Source organism: Pacificispira sp., assembly GCF_965228185.1.
Lineage (GTDB): Bacteria > Pseudomonadota > Alphaproteobacteria > UBA8366 > Aestuariispiraceae > Pacificispira.
On record NZ_CBDDHE010000006.1, the window covers coordinates 139,586 to 156,776 of the forward strand.

At 61.4% G+C, this 17,191-nt stretch carries 16 protein-coding genes; 13 read left to right on the forward strand and 3 right to left on the reverse strand.

Annotation, left to right across the window (positions count from 1 at the left end; all coding sequences use genetic code 11):
- Window positions 1-27 precede the first annotated feature (27 nt).
- The 7 genes from ACO06O_RS11390 to ACO06O_RS11420 all read left to right on the forward strand — a co-directional run bounded on the left by ACO06O_RS11390 (window position 28) and on the right by ACO06O_RS11420 (window position 7,916).
- On the forward strand, window positions 28-1,149 hold the full coding sequence (locus tag ACO06O_RS11390; protein ID WP_421879758.1) for a class I SAM-dependent methyltransferase: 1,122 nt from the start codon (window positions 28-30) through the stop codon (window positions 1,147-1,149).
- A gap of 41 nt (window positions 1,150-1,190) precedes the next feature.
- Window positions 1,191-2,252 carry an N-acetylneuraminate synthase family protein gene (locus tag ACO06O_RS11395; RefSeq protein ID WP_421879762.1) on the forward strand — a complete coding sequence of 354 codons (1,062 nt, stop codon included), beginning with the start codon at window positions 1,191-1,193 and terminating at the stop codon, window positions 2,250-2,252.
- A complete protein-coding gene (locus tag ACO06O_RS11400; protein WP_421879766.1) occupies window positions 2,242-2,967 on the forward strand; it encodes a PHP domain-containing protein in 726 nt (241 codons plus the stop codon). The genes ACO06O_RS11395 and ACO06O_RS11400 overlap by 11 nt, the downstream gene beginning before the upstream one ends.
- Window positions 2,964-3,956: an ATP-grasp domain-containing protein gene (locus ACO06O_RS11405; RefSeq protein WP_421879769.1), complete on the forward strand. Its 993-nt coding sequence runs from the start codon at window positions 2,964-2,966 to the stop codon at window positions 3,954-3,956. Before ACO06O_RS11400 ends, ACO06O_RS11405 begins: the two co-directional genes overlap by 4 nt.
- Window positions 3,953-5,143, forward strand: coding sequence for a UDP-N-acetylglucosamine 2-epimerase (gene neuC, locus ACO06O_RS11410; protein WP_421879772.1), 1,191 nt, complete (start codon window positions 3,953-3,955; stop codon window positions 5,141-5,143). Before ACO06O_RS11405 ends, neuC begins: the two co-directional genes overlap by 4 nt.
- A gap of 18 nt (window positions 5,144-5,161) precedes the next feature.
- The gene (locus ACO06O_RS11415; RefSeq protein ID WP_421879775.1) at window positions 5,162-6,430 is read left to right on the forward strand and encodes an N-acetyl sugar amidotransferase; all 1,269 of its coding nucleotides are present in this window, start codon (window positions 5,162-5,164) and stop codon (window positions 6,428-6,430) included.
- A 232-nt stretch (window positions 6,431-6,662) separates the two neighbouring features.
- Window positions 6,663-7,916, forward strand: a complete 1,254-nt coding sequence (locus tag ACO06O_RS11420) for a cation:proton antiporter (RefSeq protein ID WP_421879778.1) — start codon at window positions 6,663-6,665, stop codon at window positions 7,914-7,916.
- Here ACO06O_RS11420 and pyk read toward each other — a convergent pair.
- From pyk to ACO06O_RS11435, 3 genes are read right to left on the reverse strand one after another with little or no spacing between them, the layout of a single operon-like run.
- Window positions 7,913-9,340, reverse strand: a complete 1,428-nt coding sequence (gene pyk / locus ACO06O_RS11425) for a pyruvate kinase (protein WP_421879782.1) — start codon at window positions 9,338-9,340, stop codon at window positions 7,913-7,915. The two genes, ACO06O_RS11420 and pyk, sit on opposite strands and share 4 nt — an antisense overlap.
- Window positions 9,337-10,437, reverse strand: a complete 1,101-nt coding sequence (gene sat / locus ACO06O_RS11430; RefSeq protein WP_421879785.1) for a sulfate adenylyltransferase — start codon at window positions 10,435-10,437, stop codon at window positions 9,337-9,339. Before sat ends, pyk begins: the two co-directional genes overlap by 4 nt.
- 42 nt (window positions 10,438-10,479) lie before the next feature.
- Window positions 10,480-11,013: an adenylyl-sulfate kinase gene (locus ACO06O_RS11435; protein ID WP_420420132.1), complete on the reverse strand. Its 534-nt coding sequence runs from the start codon at window positions 11,011-11,013 to the stop codon at window positions 10,480-10,482.
- A 331-nt stretch (window positions 11,014-11,344) separates the two neighbouring features.
- Here ACO06O_RS11435 and ACO06O_RS11440 point away from each other — a divergent pair, with 331 nt between their 5' ends.
- The 6 genes from ACO06O_RS11440 to ACO06O_RS11465 all read left to right on the forward strand — a co-directional run bounded on the left by ACO06O_RS11440 (window position 11,345) and on the right by ACO06O_RS11465 (window position 17,177).
- Window positions 11,345-12,154: a CDP-alcohol phosphatidyltransferase family protein gene (locus ACO06O_RS11440; protein ID WP_420420131.1), complete on the forward strand. Its 810-nt coding sequence runs from the start codon at window positions 11,345-11,347 to the stop codon at window positions 12,152-12,154.
- Between the two features lie 39 nt (window positions 12,155-12,193).
- Window positions 12,194-12,955, forward strand: coding sequence for an imidazole glycerol phosphate synthase subunit HisF (hisF, locus tag ACO06O_RS11445; RefSeq protein WP_420420130.1), 762 nt, complete (start codon window positions 12,194-12,196; stop codon window positions 12,953-12,955).
- Window positions 12,952-13,566: an imidazole glycerol phosphate synthase subunit HisH gene (hisH, locus tag ACO06O_RS11450; protein ID WP_421879789.1), complete on the forward strand. Its 615-nt coding sequence runs from the start codon at window positions 12,952-12,954 to the stop codon at window positions 13,564-13,566. Before hisF ends, hisH begins: the two co-directional genes overlap by 4 nt.
- Window positions 13,567-13,569: 3 nt before the next feature.
- A complete protein-coding gene (locus tag ACO06O_RS11455; RefSeq protein WP_421879792.1) occupies window positions 13,570-14,286 on the forward strand; it encodes a cytidylyltransferase domain-containing protein in 717 nt (238 codons plus the stop codon).
- Window positions 14,283-15,338 (forward strand): sugar phosphate nucleotidyltransferase, encoded by a 1,056-nt coding sequence (locus tag ACO06O_RS11460; RefSeq protein WP_421879795.1) that lies wholly within the window; start codon window positions 14,283-14,285, stop codon window positions 15,336-15,338. The genes ACO06O_RS11455 and ACO06O_RS11460 overlap by 4 nt, the downstream gene beginning before the upstream one ends.
- Window positions 15,339-15,425: 87 nt before the next feature.
- Window positions 15,426-17,177: an ABC transporter ATP-binding protein gene (locus ACO06O_RS11465; RefSeq protein WP_421879798.1), complete on the forward strand. Its 1,752-nt coding sequence runs from the start codon at window positions 15,426-15,428 to the stop codon at window positions 17,175-17,177.
- The last annotated feature ends 14 nt before the right edge of the window (window positions 17,178-17,191 follow it).

Here is a 17,191-nt window from a genome sequence, read left to right on the forward strand (position 1 = left end):
ACGAACGACTGGCTGGAGAGATTGAGTATGAAGGATTGTCAGGTTGGAGATTTGCCGATTTGGCTCGGCACGCAGCCCAACGCAAATCTTGAGACCGCCCCGTTCGGCTTCACCATCGGCGATCATGGCCTGGTCCGCATGGCCAACCAGGACATCGTGGCACGCATGGTGTCGGCCTATAGCGTCGAAGGATACCACTTCATCACCTCACCGCCCGGAGCGTCGGACTGGGGCAACGAGCTGGCCCGGAAGAGCATCCAGGGTCTGATCGACACCTATGGCAGCATCGAGGGCAAGCGCATCCTGGAAGTCGGCGGCGGTACTTTGTACAGCGCCGAAACGATGATTTCGGAGTTCGGCGCCGACTCCGTTCTGCTGGTCGACCCCGCCGTGGTGGATGAACCCAGCACGGATAAGATCACCGTCATCCGGGACTATTTCGGCGCAGACACGCCGATCGACCGCCCGATCGACGTCATCGTATCGTTCAACACGCTGGAACATGTTCCGGAACCGGTCGCCTTCCTGCAGGCCATGTCGGACCGACTCGCGCCGGAGGCCAGTCTCTATCTGAAATTGCCGGAATGCCGCCAGAGCCTCGCCATCGGGGATCTCGGACTGTGCGTGCATGAGCATCTGTCCTATTTCACGCCGGCCTCTCTGGATGCCTGCCTGGAAGTGGTCGGTCTGAAACGCGTCGCGGAAGCCAACTACAAGGGCGCATTGCAGGTCCTGGCCCAAAAAGCCGCCCCGAACCCGGCTGCACGGGCGGATGAATCCGAAGCGCTGCTGGACGGGTTCGATCGCAACTACCGCCGTCACCTAGACCGGCTGAAATCCCTTATCGCGGAAAAGGGCTGGCGCAAGGTCGCCTTCGTCGGCTGTTCCGTCGGTCTGTGCAACACGCTGAATGTCAGCGGCCTCACCGATACGGTCGAGATTGGCCTGTTCGACAATGACGATCTGAAGAAGGGCCAGTTTCTGCCGGGCATCGATCGTCCCATCGATGTTCCGAACCGACAGGCGCTCCTTGGCTATGACGCGATCTTCATCACCCCGGTCAATTTCTTCGACCCGATCTCGGATGGGCTGAAGAAACTGCTGGGCGACGACGCGCCGACGATCCTGCCTGTCTTCGAGGAAGAGTAACCCCGACCGACCGGCAACCACCATTTCGCGACGAGGGAACCTTGAAACCGTTACTGATGGAAGCCGGACGCGCCTGCATCGTCGCCGAGGTCGGACCGAACCATGACGGCGACCTTGGCCGCGCGGTGGACCTGATTCACCGGATCGCCGAGGCCGGTGCGGACGCGGTCAAGTTTCAGACCTATAAGGCCGCCGCGGCGGTCGTCGCAAAGAACGCGCCCCTGGCCGACTATATGAAGGCCGGCGGCGATTGGGGCGACCAGGAAATCCTGTTGGATTCGGTCCGCCTTACCCGCGAAGATTTCGATACCGTCGCCGCCGAATGCGAAAAGGCCGGGATCACCTTCCTGTCGACGCCGTTCGATGAAGACTCCGTCGACTTCCTGCTCGGCCTGGGCATGCCGGCCATCAAGGTTCCATCCGGGGAAATCACCAACCCGTTCCTGCTGCGTCACGTCGCGCGGACCGGCAAGCCGCTGATCGTTTCGACCGGCATGGCAACTTTGGCGGAAGTCGGCGCGTGCCTGGACCTCATCCGCGCCGAATGGACTAAGGCGGGGATCGATGAACGGCCCGGATTGGTGACGCTGCTGCATTGCACGTCCTCCTACCCGACCGATTTGCCGGACGCCAACCTTCGCGCCATGGACGCGCTTCGGGACGCCTATAACCTGCCGACGGGGTTCTCCGATCACACTTTGGGCATGACGGCGCCTTTGGCGGCCGTCGCCCGTGGCGCGGTTCTGATCGAAAAGCACGTCTCCCCGGATCCGACCCTGCCCGGTCCGGACCATGCCGCATCCCTCTCCCTCGACCTTCTGCCCGACCTTGTGCGCGAAGTCCGCAGGATCGAGACCGCGTTGGGTCGGCATGGCAAGGAACCGGTGGAGGCCGAACGGAATGTCGCCCTGGTAGCCCGGCGGTCGGTCTGTGCGGCGCGGGATGTCGCCGCCGGCGAAACCTTCGCCACCGGCATGCTGAATGCCCTTCGCCCGGAGACCGGCATTCCGGCCATGCGCGCGGATGAATTGATCGGCCGAACGGCAAAGCGGGCCTATAGCGCCGGGGAATTGATCGATCGCGGAGAATTGGATGAGGCCTGATCGCCGCCCTAAATTCTATCGCTTCGACGCGCTGACGGATGTCCTTCTTTCGCGGGACTTTCAGGTGCACACCCTGTGGACGGACGGTAAGGGCACCGTGCGTGAGGTTCTGCAGAAGGCGAGCGACCGCAAGGTCCGGGAAATCGCCTTCACCGAACATGCGCGCCATACCAGCACCTACTATCCCGAATTCTTCGCCGAGATCGACCGGGAGGCCAAGGACTTCCCCGACCTGACGGTGTATCGGGGCTTTGAGGTCAAGATCACGGATTTCGACGGCAATCTGGATATCAGCGACGATATGCGGGCAAAGGCCGAAATCATCTTGGCCAGCGTTCATTCCTTCCCGTTGCGCGACGGCAGCGGCGTCATCAGCCCCAAGACCGTGGACGCGGCCGAGGCCACCAAGACGGAGCGGGACCTTTCCCTCGGCGCAATCCGGGCCGGCAAAGGCGATGTCATGTCCCATCCCGGCGGCATGTCGATGCGGTTCCATGGCGGTTTCCCGCTGGAATACTATGAAGAACTGTTGGATGCGATCCGGGATACGGATATGGCGTTCGAGTTCAATCATTCGTATCACGCTCCGATCCTGCCGGAGCTGGTCGCACTGGTGCGGCAGTACAACCCGCTCGTCTCGATCGGATCGGATGTGCACGATCTGGATACGATGGGCCGGTGCCGGGATGCATTGCAGGACTTGCTGCGAAAATGACCGGCCTGCGCCTCACCGTGACCGGCGCGGGGTCGCTTTTCGGTCAGGGTATCCTGAAATCGTTGAGGCAAGCCGATATCCCCGTCGTCATCCAGGGCCTGGACTACTTCGCGGACGCGTTCGGTTTCCGCTATTGCGATAGCCGGGGACTGTTGCCCGATTTCCTCTCGCCGTCGGTGACCGAGGACGCATGGTTCGACGCCTTGGCGGGCTTTGTGACTCAACACGGCAGCGAACTTCTGTTCGCGGGGGCGGATTTCGAAGTCCTTCCACTGGCGGAACAGCGCGACGCGTTCCGGTCCCGAACGGGATGCAGGCTGATCGTCCCCAATGCTGGACTTGTACGGGTGTGCAAAGACAAGCTGCTTACGGCCGAGCGGTTGGCGGAAGCCGGTTTGGATGCCCCTCTCTCCGCCCCTTCGGATATCGGTTTCGATGAAGCCGCCAGGCGTGTCGGATCGCCTTTCATCGTCAAACCGCGCGGCGGCGCCCGCAGCCGGGGCGTGGCGCTGGTCGAGACCGAACGCCAGTTCGACGCCGCCGTCGCGGGGTCGTCCGATATGATGGTTCAACAATTCCTGCCGGATTCAAGCCGGGAGTATTCCTGCGGCGTCCTGGTTCTTGGGGACAAGGTTGATGCGGTGACGCCTTTGCGGCGTCAACTTCGGGACGGAAACACCTGGACCGCCATTGCGGCGGAACGCGACGACCCGGAAGCCAGATCGGTCGAAGACTACTGCCGCCGCATCGCGGACGCGCTTGGGGCGGATGCTCCGATCAACATTCAGTGCCGGATTGTCGATGGCGCGCCGATGGCGTTCGAAATCAACCCGCGCTTCTCCGGAACCACCTACTTCCGGACCTTGCTGGGCGTGAACGAACCTCGGCGCGTGCTTCAGCATCACCTGGGACTGCCCCTATCCGAACCGCCGGCTCTGCGGCCGGGCCGGGTCCGGCGCTATTTTGAAGAATGCGTGGAGGAGGCATGACCCGATCCGCGCCGATTCACATCCTCAGCATTTCCAGCAATCGCGCCGATATCGGTATTATTGCGCCGGTCTGGCGGGAAATCGCAGAGTCCGCCGATCTGCGGCTGACGGTGTTCCTGACCGGGTCTCATGTGGCGGATTCCGACTATGGCCGCGCGGCGGTGCCGGACGGGTGCGACGTTCATGTCGGCGGCGCCGATATCGCCGGACAGGACGGTCTGGAATGCCGCAACCGGACCGGACAGATTGAGAGCGCCTGTGCCGAACTGATCGCCGCGGCCGCGCCCGATCTGTTGCTGGTGGTGGGGGACCGCATCGACATGTTCCCTGCCGTCACCGCCTCCATCCCCTTCAATCTGCCGATCGCCCATATCGCGGGCGGTGACCTCAGTTTCGGCGCGGTGGACGAGCGCCTGCGCCACGCGATGACCAAGCTGAGCCATCTGCATTTCGTCCTGAACCGCCATTCGGCGATGCGGGTGTTCCGAATGGGCGAAGAATTGGATCGCATCCATATCGTCGGCGCCCCAAACCTGGACACGTTGAAATCCGTTCCCGTTATGACGGACGGGGATTTCCTGACCGAGACCGGCCTGCCCGGGCTGGATCGTCTGCGTCTGGTCACCGTGCATCCGGAAACCAACAGCCGTACCCCGTCGGCGCCGCTGGATGCCGTGCTGAAGGCCCTGGACGTTCACAAGGACCCGGTTCTGTTCACCGCGCCCAATACCGATCCCGGCAGCGCGGAAATGCTGCCCGTGATCGACGCCTTCTGCGCGGAACGGCCCTGGGTGGTTTATCGCGCCAATCTGGGTGCACGGCTCTATGCCAACGCCATGCGGCGCGCATCGACCATGATCGGCAACTCCTCCAGCGGCATTATCGAAGCCGGGCTGTTCGGCCTTTCCGTCATCAATGTCGGGAACCGTCAGGAAGGGCGGGAGGCCGCAGACAGCGTCCATCACTGCGCCCCGGACCCGGATCAGATCGCCAATTTGATGGCCCGCCTCGCAACCCGCGCATCGGGTCGGCCCAACGGGTCGCTTTACGGCGACGGTCAGGCGGCGCGGCGCATTCGCGCGGTCATGGAGGCCTTGCCTGATCCATCCACATTGGTCATTAAACGGTTCCAGACTGAACCGGTCCCGGCGTTCAAGGAACCCTGGGCCAACCCGACCGACATCTGACTGAAGGTATCTGCGGCAATGACGAGCGACGCCCAGCCGGAAATTATCGAACGTAACGGCACGACCTATGTCGTCGACCCCGTCGACGGCGAGTTGGAAGTGCGGTACGGCCTGCCGGCGAATGTGACCTTCTGCAGCAATTGCGTCATCTCCAATCAGCGCGCCGCCCCCAGCGTCATGGGCTCCGACCGCCGGGAAGCGCGGAAAGCGACGATCTATTTCGGCGAGGACGGCGTCTGCGAGGCCTGCCGGGTCGTCGAGCGCAAGGACGAGATCGACTGGGACAAGCGTGAAGCGGATTTGCGTCAACTTCTGGACCGCTTCCGGTCGCGCAACGGCTCCTACGATTGTCTGGTTCCGGGATCGGGGGGCAAGGATTCCGCCTATGCGGCCCATATGCTGAAGTCGAAGTTCGGCATGCGTCCCCTGACGGTGACCTGGGCACCGCACATGTATACCGATATCGGTTGGCAGAATTTCACCAACTGGATCCATCAGGGCGGCTTCGACAATTACCTGTTCACCGCCAATGGTCTGGTCCAGCGCAAGCTTACGGAACTGGCCTATCGCAACCTGCTGCACCCGTTCCAGCCCTTCACTCTGGGGCAGCGTAACTTCCCAGTGAAGATTGCCCGGCAAATGAACATCCCCTTGGTCTTTTACGGCGAGAATGCCGCCGAGTATGGCGCGGGCAAGGGAGAAGACGCGGACTCCCAGGTGCCGATCCGCTATCTGACCGGCGACCCGAACAAGGATTACCGCATCGGCGGCCTGTCGACCGACGAATTGGCAGAGCACGGGATCTCGCAAAGCGACCTGTCGCCCTATATGCCGATCACGGAAGACACGGTGCGCGACGCCGGTATCGAGGCGCACTATCTGGGCCATTTCCTGCGCTGGACGCCACAGGAATGCTTCTATTACGCCGTCGACCACACTGGGTTCAGCGCCAATCCCGTGCGCACCGAAGGCACGTTCTCGAAGTACAATTCCATCGACGACAAAATTGACGGGTTCCATTACTGGTGCGGTTTCATCAAGTTCGGCATCGGCCGCTGCACCCATGAAGCCAGCCAGGAAATCCGGCACAAGCATATCGAACGCGAAGAAGGCGTGGCACTGGTCCACCGCTTCGACGGGGAGTTCCCGGCGCGCTACTTCCCCCAGGTGCTCGAATACCTGAATATGGAAGAGGCCGAGTTCATGGAGATCGCCGACAGCTTCCGGTCGCCGCATCTCTGGAAGAAGACCAGCGAAGGATGGCAACTGCGCCACCGCGTCAGTTGATCAAATCCGCCGCTCGATCGGCCAATCCGACAGCGGCAAGCGGTTCATGCCGACGGCGCATCCGGGTTCTCGCCTGAACCGCGCGGCGGCCCGTCCGGTCACAAACAGCCTGACAAGAATGGGGCAAGGTGTTATGTCTCGCCCGGTTTCCTTCAGGTAAGGATCGAATCTGCCGTCCTTCTGGCAGACACTCCCCACAACAGAACGATCAGGCTGCGGCGGGTTTCCCTCCATGGATTACAACGAACTCTCTAAGGTTCTGTTCACACTTTGCCTGATCCTGATGTTTTCCCATCTGTTCGGATTCGTTTTCGAAAAATGCCGGATGCCGCGCGTCATGGGGGAGATCTTCGCCGGGATTCTTCTGGGCCCCTCTATCCTGGGATACTTTTGGGGCGCGGAAGGTTCGATTGTCGATAGCATCCTGCTGCTGGATCACGACATCGTTCAATTCTTCTATTCGATCGGTCTCGTCCTGCTCATGTTCTGCGCGGGATTCAAGATCAGCAACAGCAACTGGACCCGCCCCGAGGCCAGGGTTGTTCTGATCCTGTTTGCGGCGGGAACAATCCTTCCGTTCACCGCCGGATTCTCCACCGCCTTCGTCTATGACCTATCGGACTACATGGGGCCGAATGGCAGCATGCTGACCATGGCCATGGTGCTGGCCATCGCCGTTTCGGTGACGTCGATCCCGGTAATCTCAAAGATTTTCCTGGATCTCGGCATTGTGGAAACCCGCTTCGCCAGGATCGTCCTGGCCGCGTCGACGGTCCAGGACATCTTGCTCTGGGCCTTGCTGGCGACCGTCACGCAGATTGCCCAATTCACCTCGCCGTCCCTCGCGGATATCGGTCGGGCGGCACTGCTCTCGCTCGCCTTCTGCGCCGGCGGGCTTCTCCTGGGACCGCAGATCCTGCGATTGCCGATCCGCTTCCAGATGGCGCCGCTGATCCGGTCACAGCCGCTCGGCTATGCCATGGTCTGGTGCCTTGCCGTCGCGGCTCTGGCATCCTGGATCGGGGTTGGCGCCGTGTTCGGCGGTTTCATCGCGGGCATCGCCTTCGGATCGATCAACAGCCCGGTGCTCGAACCGCAGAAATCCAGCATCTACTCGTTTTCGATGGGCTTTTTCGTGCCGATCTATTTTGCCCTGGTCGGCTGCCGCATCGACATCCCGGCAGCCTTCGATCCGACGCTGTTCCTCGGCTTCCTGGTGATGTCGTCCGCCCTGGAGATGATCAGTGTCTATGGCGGTATGTACCTGGCCAAATTCACCAAGCTGACAGCCTTGAACTTCGCCGTGGCGATGAACACGCGCGGCGGCCCGGGCATCGTCCTTGCCAGCGTCGTCTACGACCATGGGATCGTCGATCAGCGGGTATATGTGACTCTGGTCCTGGCGGCCGTTTCCACGTCTCTGATGTCCGGCGTCTGGTTTGACGCCGTAACCCGCAGAGGCGCGCCGCTATACGCCCGGCGCTAGCCTACCCAGCCGAGCGTGTCTGCCAGATCGCTGACAACATGGGTCTGGATCAGGTTCATGCGATTGCCGCTTTTCGGATAACCGACGGCGATGACGATGATAAGATCTTCCGGCAGAATTTCCTTCTGATCGAACAGCGCCTTCAGGCATGCCGGAATATGATCCGTCGTCGTTTTGGAGAACGGGATATCCACGAAAACGCCCCGCGTGCCGTGCAACAGGTTGGTCGCGCGGACGGTTCTCGGATCGTTGCTGGCACAGATGATTTCCTGACGGGGGCGCCGTGACGAAATCCGCTCGGCCGCGAAACCGGAGACCGAAATCGTGACGATCTTGGAAATCGGCAATTGCCGGCAAAGCAACGCGACGGCGTCCTCGACCGCGTCCGGAAGCTGGCTGCGCTGTTCCAGCTTTGCGGCGGTTTCCGCGACCGGATGCTGGAACGCGTCCGCCTTGTCAACGACGCTGCGCATCAGGGCGACACATTCGCGCCAATAGCTGCCGACGGCGGTCTCGCCGGACAGCATCGTCGCGGCGCATCCATCCAGGACCGCATTCGTGATGTCGGAGACTTCCGCCTTCGTCGGGAACCGCTGCTCGATCATGGTGTGCAGCATTTCCGTCGCCACGATCACCGGCTTCGCATGGGACCGCGCGACTTCGATGACGCGCTTCTGATTGAGGACCACATCCTCGATGGAGGTTTCGACGGACAGGTCGCCCCGGTCGATCATCAGGGCATCGCTGACACGCGCGATCTCGTCCACATGCGCCAAGCCGCCCCGGTTTTCGACCTTTGCGACGACACGCGGAGAGGCGCCGCCGATCACTTTCTTGATCTCTTCGACATGGGCGCCCGACTCCACGAAGCTGATCCCGACATAGTCCACGCCATTTTCGACACAGAAGGCCAGCATCGACCGGTCGCGATCCGTTACGGGCGCGGTCTGAAGATTCACGAAGGGAACATTGATCCCCTTGCGGCTGCGCAAGGTACCGTCGCCCTCCGCGCGCAGGTGGATGTCCTGTCCCTCAACCTTCTCGACCGTGAACTTCAGGGTTCCGTCATCCGCGAGGACCGTATTGCCGGCCGCGAGATCCCGATGAAGGTTGGCGTAGTTCACCGGCACTTTTTCACTGCCGTCATGGCTCTGATCCGTCGTCAGAATGATGGTCTCGCCTTCGCGGAAGGACGGCTCGTGCTTCAACTGCACCGTCCGAATCTTGCGGCCGGGAATATCCATCAAGATCGGCGTCGTCGGCAGAACCTTCCGAAGGCGCGCAATAACGCCGCGATGCCAATCCAGATCGGCATGCGATCCGTTAAGGCGCGCCATATCCATTCCGACGGCGTGCAATTCGCGCAGCGCCTCTTCGGAACTTGTCGCCGGACCGATTGTGCAAACGATCTTGGTCTTGTTCATTGGTCTTCCCCAGTAACGAAAAGATCGACGTTCTTAAGTGCGTCCAGGACTTCCTGACGCATTAAATGCGGCTGCGGCTTGCCGCCGGCCGACAGCATCTGACGCATCGCGGTACCGGCAATGTGATCGACCGAGTCCGGACTCTCGTGGACGTGCTTGCAGGTTTTTTCGGTGGCGATCCCATCGCAGGCCGGACAGTAGAATGGACCGGCCAGTTTCAGAATTTCGATTCCCAGTTCCCCGCGGAAACGGTCCGCGAGCGCATGGGCGTCGTATTTGCCGTAGAAATCCCCGACCCCGGCATGATCGCGCCCGACAATGAAATGCGTGCAGCCGTAGTTGCGCCGGATGATCGCGTGCAGCAAAGCTTCGCGAGGGCCCGCATATCGCATCGGCGCCAGCAGCAACGCCAGTTTCACGCGATTGGCCGGATAGTAGTTGCTGATCAGCGCCTGATACCCGGCGAGCACCGCCTCCGGGGTGAAGTCGCCCTTCTTCTTCCAACCGACCAGAGGGTGGATCAAAAGGCCGTCGCATACCTCCAGCGCCGTCCGTTGCAGATACTCGTGCGCTCTATGGGGCACGTTCCGGGTTTGAAATCCCGCAACTGTCTGCCATCCCATTTCAGCGATATAGGCCCGGGATTCCGCCGGGGTCATGTCCCAAGACCCGAATCCGGACTGCCGTGTCACAACCTGTTGCGGGATGCCCGCGATCATGACATTCCGCGATGGATCGCCCGCCATGAAGCGCACGCCCGGATGGTCGAAACTATCGGTCCCGAACACCGCCCGCGCGATCTCGATCAAGTTGACGTCAAAGATCTCGCTGATGGAAAGCTGAGCCACGGTCTTGCCCGCGAAAACCAGTTCGATACTGTCCCGCCCGGCGAACCGGTCGGCCAATTCTTTCTTGGTCTGCAACACGATCGGTATCGGGAACGGAGACCCGTCCGTGAGCCGCATGTCGCTGACAACGCTTTTGAGGTCGGCACTTCCCATGAACCCGGCCACCGGCGCATAGGTCCCGGTCGCGATGTTCGTCACCTCAAGGAACTGGGAAAATGTCAGCTCCAGTTTGGCGCTGTCGTCGGTCATGTTCATATCCGGCTATTGGTGTGTCCGAAGCCCGACGAACGCTTACAGGTCGCCAGAAGCGATTGCATCCGAAAAACGGGGAACGATCCGAATGATGTCCTGCGCCACGGAGTCCGGCGACCCGGCGCTGCTCATGTCGATGCGGAGGTCGGCATTCTGCGGGGCGTTCCAAGGGATGTCGATGCCCACCACTTCGGGGTTTTCCTGCCCCCGAACCCGCGCATAGAGCCCCTTCGGATCGCGCGATTGGACAAGCTCCAACGATGCGTCCAGGTAAATTTCCCGGTAATCGGCGAAGAGTTCGCGATTCCGCGCCAGCAGGTCGGGCGCGGCATAAAGCGCCGCCACCAGGACGACGAGGTTCTGCCGATCCAATTCCTTGGCGAGCGACTGGATTCGACCGATCTGGATTCGCCTCTCGGCCTCGGAATAACCCAGTTGGGAACCGAAAATCTCCCGGACGGTATCCCCGTCCAGTAGAACCAGTTCGGGTATCGTCGGTTTCAGTAAATCCCATAGGCGATTGCAAACGGTGCTTTTCCCAGCCCCCGAGAGACCAGTAATCCAAATCACCATAGGACGAGAACCCACGCTTTCAGACAGTGCAGCCCCCTCTTACCGGCAAAGCGGAGCATCGTCAAACCGCGCCACCGGCACTGGAACGGCGGCGAATCCGCGCCCAATTGGGTCGGTCGCTCCCTTGACAGTCCGACGGCGCGCGCACTACAACCTCCATCAGCAAGGCTGATCTTGGCCGCTTTCTCATCAGGTGAAAGATCCTGGTGTGCGGTAGCAATTGAACATCCAGCCACCCCAACAGTACGAACCACCCGCCCCAAGCACCATCGCGTCCGCATTCCGTGCGGCCATCCTTCACAAGATTTGAACCCGGGCCATCCGTATTCCCATGATCAAGCGTAAGGTTACTCTGGAAGACGTCCGGAATTCGATCTCGGCACGTATCAAACCGCCTTTCTTCGTCCGGTTTGTTGGCCGGCCGGCGGGAAACCTTCTGACGCCCCTATTCTACAACACCGGGTGGACGGCCAATGGCGTGACCGGGCTGCGGGCATGCCTGTCGGTCCTGGCCGCAGGCCTTTTGTTACTGGGCAACTATCCGGCAACGGCCGCCGCAGGGGGTCTGTTTTACCTGACCTACATTCTTGATTTCGTCGACGGCAACATTGCACGGGTCGCGAAGTCGACGAGCTATTGGGGAAAGTACTCCGACGGCCTCGCCGACATGATCTTCCTGGTTCTGTGTCCACCCGCCGCAGGGATCGCGGTCTGGCACGCGGGCGGATCGCCTTATTTCATCGTTCTGGGGTTCGCCGGCGCCGCCGCCTGCTTGACGAGCCAACTCGCGAGAAACCGGCTCAGCTTCTTCCGCGAATGGATGACGGTCCAAAGCGGTCCCGTCAGCGACGAGGCCGAAGCGAAACTCAAGGGCGTCCGGACCGTCACCGGCTGGGTCGCGGCCTATTATGTCAATTCGTCCTTCCTGGCCCCGGTCCTGTTGTTCGTGCCGGAATACGGCGCCGCTCTATACGTCATCGCGATGATCCCGGCCCAGATCCTGCCGGAAGCCGTCTGGCTGTGCTGTACGCTGACGGAAGGCCGGATCATGTTGAACCGGTCTCGCCGCAGCATCCACGAGCCGACGGACGAAGAGCTGCAGGAACGGCGCGACGCCGACCTGCCCTCGAACAGTATCTAACCCGAACCTCGATCTCGCATCAGGGTCCCGACACACATCATGCATCCCATTCGTTTGATCTCCCGCCTCGACATCAAAGGCCCGAATGTCATCAAGGGCATTCACCTTGAAGGCCTTCGTGTCGTCGGAAAGCCCGGAGACCTTGCACGCGCATACTACAAGGACGGAATCGACGAAATCCTGTACATGGACACCGTCGCCAGCCTGTACGGCCGCAGCAGCATCTTCGGGGTCATCGAAGAAACGGCCCGGGACGTGTTCGTCCCCATTACGATCGGCGGCGGAATACGAACCGTCGATGATTTCAAACAGGCGTTGAGATGTGGGGCGGACAAGGTGGCGGTCAACACGGCCGCCGTGAAGCGGCCCGAATTCATTCGGGAAACCGCGGCCGCCTTCGGCAGTCAATGCGTGGTCCTGTCCATTGAGGCCAAGCGGCACGCGCCGGGACAGTGGGAAGCGCTTTGCGACAATGGCCGGGAAACCACCGGCAAGGACGTGCTCGCCTGGGTCCAGGAAGCCGTTTCGCTCGGGGCCGGGGAGATCATCCTCACATCCGTCGACATGGAGGGCACGAAGAAAGGGTTCGATATGGACCTTATCACCCGCGTCCGCGAATTGGTGGAAGTACCGGTGATCGCCTGCGGCGGCGCCGGAAAAGCGGAGCATATCTCCGCCGCTTTCCTGAATGGAAATGTCGATGCCGTCGCCTGCGCCAGCATGTTCCATTACAAGCTGGCAACGGTTTCCGAGTTGAAATCGTCCCTGCACGATTCCGGCGTTCCGGTGCGTCTGTCATGATCGTTGTCGACTATGGACGCGGCAACCTGTTCAGCCTGAAACAGGCTTTGCTGCATGTCGGCGGGGCACCGAAGATCAGCAGCGATCCTGCGGATCTGGCAACCGCCGACAAGATCGTCTTTCCCGGTGTCGGTGCCTTCGGCGATGCGATGGATGGCCTGCGCGCCGCGGGGCTTGTCGGGCCGCTCAAGGACGCGATCGCACGGGGCACGCCCTTGCTCGGGATTTGTGTCGGATGCCAGCTCCTGCTCAGCCTGGGTGAGGAGTTCGAGACGCATGACGGGTTGGACGTCATTCCCGGCCGCGTGGCCCTGTTGCCGCGCGGGAACGATCCTCAGCGGTCCGATCGAATCCCGAATGTCGGGTGGCGGCGGATACGCGTGATTGCGGAGGATCCGGTTCTGGGTACCCTGAGTGCAGAGGACTATGTCTACTTCGTGCATTCATTCGCGCCTTATGCCGAGTCGGATTTTGTCGCCGCCTGGCTGGACTACAACGGGCGGGAGGTACCGGTCGCCGTGCGCCGGGAGTCCGTTCTGGGGGTGCAGTTCCATCCGGAGAAAAGCGGCGACGCGGGGCTTCGCCTGCTGGAAGCCTTTCGGAAGCTTTGAGCCTTGAGCGATACCGGTCTATTCATCGTTCCTGCCCGGGGCGGATCAAAGCGGCTGCCCGGCAAGCACATGATCCCGCTCAACGGGGCGTCGCTGATTGAAAGAACGGCGCGCTGCCTGACGGAAAGCGCACTCGGCTTCCCGGTTCTACTGACCACCGATGCGCCCGACATTCGATCCGCCGGCGAGGCGTTGGGCTGGAATGCGCCGTTTCTGCGTCCGGCCGAACTCGCCAGCGACAGCGCCTCGACCCTGGATACGATCCTGCACGCATTGGACGTATATGAAACCGGGGCGGCCGCGCCGGACGTCACCGTCGTCATCCAGGCGACCTCTCCGTTCCGGCCCGCCAAGGCCGTGGCGGATGCCATCCGCCTGTTGCACGAGGATAGCACGCTCGATGCGGTCGTCGGCATGCGCCGGAATACCGTTCCCGCCGCCTATCACTATCCGGAGGCTGCCAAGTTGGCCGCGTTGAATACCGGCCTGGAGCCAGTTCTGGTGCCCAACGGCACGGTCTACGCGATCCGGACCGAAGTCCTGCGGCGAGACGGCACTTTGTTTCCGGAACGGTTGGGCGCGGTCATTACGGATTGGGTCGGATCGATCGACATCGACACACCGAACGATTGGAACATTGCAGAAGCCCTGGCCGCCAAGGATTTGACCGGACAGGTCATCGGCTGGGCCGGCACCGAGTTACCCTGGAGTAAGGCATGAGCCCCAGTAACGAACCTTATCCGGACGCAGATCCCTATCTGTGCCCGGGCGATATCAGCGCCCGTGCGGCGTTGGCAAAAATCAACGAACTGACGCATCAGTTCCTGATCATCGTCGACACCGAAAAGCGCCCGATCGGCACGCTGACCGACGGCGATATCCGGCGCGGGCTGCTGAGCGGCCACGCCTTGGACGAGGCGGTCGACCAGTTCATGTTCCGGAACTTCAAGCTGGGCCGGCTCGAGACCGCCCGGGAAGACGCCCGGCTGCTGCGCGATCGAGAGCGACCCGTGCCCTTCCTGCCTTTGGTGGACAAGGCGGGGGCGGTTCAGTCGGTTCTGGTGCGCGACATCCTCAATTCCCCGATCGACATGGCCGTCGTCATGGCCGGCGGTTTCGGCAAGCGCCTGGGGGATTTGACCAAGGACATACCAAAGCCGTTGGTCGAGGTGAACGGGCGTCCGATCCTGGATCATGTGCTGCAGGCATTGGAAGACGCCGGTGTCGCCGAAATCTATCTGACACTGCATTATCGCGCCGATCAGATTCGCGAATTCATCGCCCAACGGCCCAACCGTGCCGAAATTCTCTTCATCTACGAGGAAACCCCTTTGGGCACGGCAGGTTCGCTGTCGCTGCTGCCGAAGCGCCCGCAAGGCCCGTTCCTGGTCGTCAACGGCGACATCATCACCGATGTCGACTACTCGGCGCTGAGCGGGTTCCAGTCGGATACCAAACTCGACGGCGTCCTGTGCGTGTCGCAATACAGGCAGCAAATCCCCTATGGCGTGGTCGAGGTCGAAAACGGTAGTCTGCTGGGTGCGATCCGGGAGAAACCGACCGTCGTGCACAATGTGGCATCGGGCATCTATTTGTTGTCGCCGTCTTTCCTCAACCTTATCGAACATGACGAAGTCGTCGACATGCCAACGGTTCTGGAACGCGCGAAAGCGCTGCGCTACCGGATCGGTGTCTTCCCCATCCACGAATACTGGATCGACCTCGGGCGCCCGACGGACTTGGATGCCGCCCGAAAAGACCGGTCAAGATAACCCGATTTAAGGTTCGCTCAGTTGGTTCTCCCCGGCTTCCTTCAAACGCTTCGAACCCTCGGTTTCCCCCGCAAATGGATCTTCCTGATGTTGGCGATCCAGTTGGGGGCCGTGATCTTCGAAGGGATCGGCATCGGCATGTTGATGCCGATTCTGGAATTCATCGCCGGCAACAAGGCCGCCGGGGACGACGCCCAATCCATCAGCGGCGTATCGAAATTCCTGATCGACGCCCTCAAGAGCGTTGGGGTTCAACCGACCCTGATCTCTCTGCTGACCACATGCTTCCTGGCGATCCTGGTGCGGCAGGTCTTCTTCTATTTCCGGGAACTGTTCTCCGGCTACATCGATTACGAACTGTCGCGGCGCATCCGGAATGCCGCCTTCGAACGCTTCGTCTTCGCCGGTCTCGCCTATCACGACCGCATTCGCGGCGGCGATTTCGTCAACGAACTGACAACGGAATTGCGCGGCGCCCTCAGCAGCGTCGTCGCGGCCACCCAGTTCATCGGCTACATCATGCTGTTCGTCGCCTACTCGACGATCGCGATAAGCCTGTCGCCCGAATTGACCTTGGCCGCCATTGCCGTTTTCTCCATTGCCGCGGTCTTGCTCCTCTATTTCATCCGTCGCATGCGGGAAATGGGGAAGCTGGTCACCCTGGCCAACCAGGAAACCATCTCATTCCTGGTCGAACGGCTGCGCAATGTGCGTCTGATCCGCCTGTCGGGCATGGAACGCGCGGAGACCGCAATGCTGTTCGACCGGACGCTCAGCCAGCGGCGGCACGAGATGGTCCGGCGCAAGGCATTCTCGATCCTGGCCGTCGTGGTCGAACCGATCATCCTGCTGGTGGCCTTCGTTCTGCTCTACATCGCCATCGAGCGCATGCGGGTTCCGTTCGAAAGTGTCCTGCTTTTCTTCTTTATCCTGATCCGTCTCGTTCCGATCATGAAGGAGATGCTGTATTCCCGGCAGGCCTATATCGGCAACCTCGCCTCCGCAGATGTGGTGACGGCCCGGCTGACCGGCCTGAAGGAACACCGCGATCCAGTCGGCGGCACACAGCGTTTCGATGGTTTGAACGAGGCCATCCGTTTCGAAAATGTCCACTTCACCTATTCGGACACGACCGAAGAGGAAGAGGGCGGCGGCACCAAGGCGCTGCGTGGCGTCGATTTGACCATTCCCGCCGGCAAGACAACCGCCCTTGTCGGCCCATCGGGATCGGGAAAGTCGACCATGGTGGATCTGATTCCGCGCCTGCGGACGCCGCAGGACGGCCGGATCCTTTTCGATGGAGTTCCGCAATCGGAACTGGAAGTCGCGTCGCTGAGGGCAGGCGTTTCCTATGCCCCGCAACAGCCGCAATTGTTCAACGTCTCCATCGCCGACCATATTCGCTACGCCAAGCCCGATGCGACGGACGCCGAAATTCGCGACGCCGCGCGGCTGGCCAATGCCGAGGGTTTCATTGAAACGCTCCGCGACGGATACGATACGCTCCTGGGTGAAAACGGCGCCAAACTGTCGGGCGGACAACGCCAACGGATCGACCTGGCCCGGGCCCTGGTTCGGCGTGCACCGATCCTGATCCTCGACGAACCCACCGCCAATCTGGATGCCGAATCGGAAATGCTGTTCCGCGAGGCGCTGGCGGCAATCCGGCGGGAAACCGACATCACCGTCATCCTGATCGGCCACCGCCTGACGACGGTCACGAATTCCGATCAGATCGCCGTGCTGATGGAGGGCCGGGTGGAAGCCGCCGGGTCCCATGATGCGCTGCTGGCCGCCGGCGGTTGGTATGCCAGCGCCTTCAAGTCGCAGACTCAATAGGCGTCTTCGGCCTT

What these genes read in the sequence shown, in the direction of transcription:
- ACO06O_RS11390 (WP_421879758.1), top strand. Translation starts at nt 28, where the DNA reads ATGAAGGATTGTCAGGTTGGAGATTTGCCGATTTGGCTCGGCACGCAG.
- ACO06O_RS11400 (WP_421879766.1), top strand. Translation starts at nt 2,242, where the DNA reads ATGAGGCCTGATCGCCGCCCTAAATTCTATCGCTTCGACGCGCTGACG.
- ACO06O_RS11405 (WP_421879769.1), top strand. Translation starts at nt 2,964, where the DNA reads ATGACCGGCCTGCGCCTCACCGTGACCGGCGCGGGGTCGCTTTTCGGT.
- neuC (WP_421879772.1), top strand. Translation starts at nt 3,953, where the DNA reads ATGACCCGATCCGCGCCGATTCACATCCTCAGCATTTCCAGCAATCGC.
- ACO06O_RS11415 (WP_421879775.1), top strand. Translation starts at nt 5,162, where the DNA reads ATGACGAGCGACGCCCAGCCGGAAATTATCGAACGTAACGGCACGACC.
- ACO06O_RS11420 (WP_421879778.1), top strand. Translation starts at nt 6,663, where the DNA reads ATGGATTACAACGAACTCTCTAAGGTTCTGTTCACACTTTGCCTGATC.
- pyk (WP_421879782.1), bottom strand. Translation starts at nt 9,340, where the DNA reads ATGAACAAGACCAAGATCGTTTGCACAATCGGTCCGGCGACAAGTTCC.
- sat (WP_421879785.1), bottom strand. Translation starts at nt 10,437, where the DNA reads ATGACCGACGACAGCGCCAAACTGGAGCTGACATTTTCCCAGTTCCTT.
- ACO06O_RS11435 (WP_420420132.1), bottom strand. Translation starts at nt 11,013, where the DNA reads ATGGTGATTTGGATTACTGGTCTCTCGGGGGCTGGGAAAAGCACCGTT.
- ACO06O_RS11440 (WP_420420131.1), top strand. Translation starts at nt 11,345, where the DNA reads ATGATCAAGCGTAAGGTTACTCTGGAAGACGTCCGGAATTCGATCTCG.
- hisF (WP_420420130.1), top strand. Translation starts at nt 12,194, where the DNA reads ATGCATCCCATTCGTTTGATCTCCCGCCTCGACATCAAAGGCCCGAAT.
- hisH (WP_421879789.1), top strand. Translation starts at nt 12,952, where the DNA reads ATGATCGTTGTCGACTATGGACGCGGCAACCTGTTCAGCCTGAAACAG.
- ACO06O_RS11460 (WP_421879795.1), top strand. Translation starts at nt 14,283, where the DNA reads ATGAGCCCCAGTAACGAACCTTATCCGGACGCAGATCCCTATCTGTGC.
- ACO06O_RS11465 (WP_421879798.1), top strand. Translation starts at nt 15,426, where the DNA reads ATGTTGGCGATCCAGTTGGGGGCCGTGATCTTCGAAGGGATCGGCATC.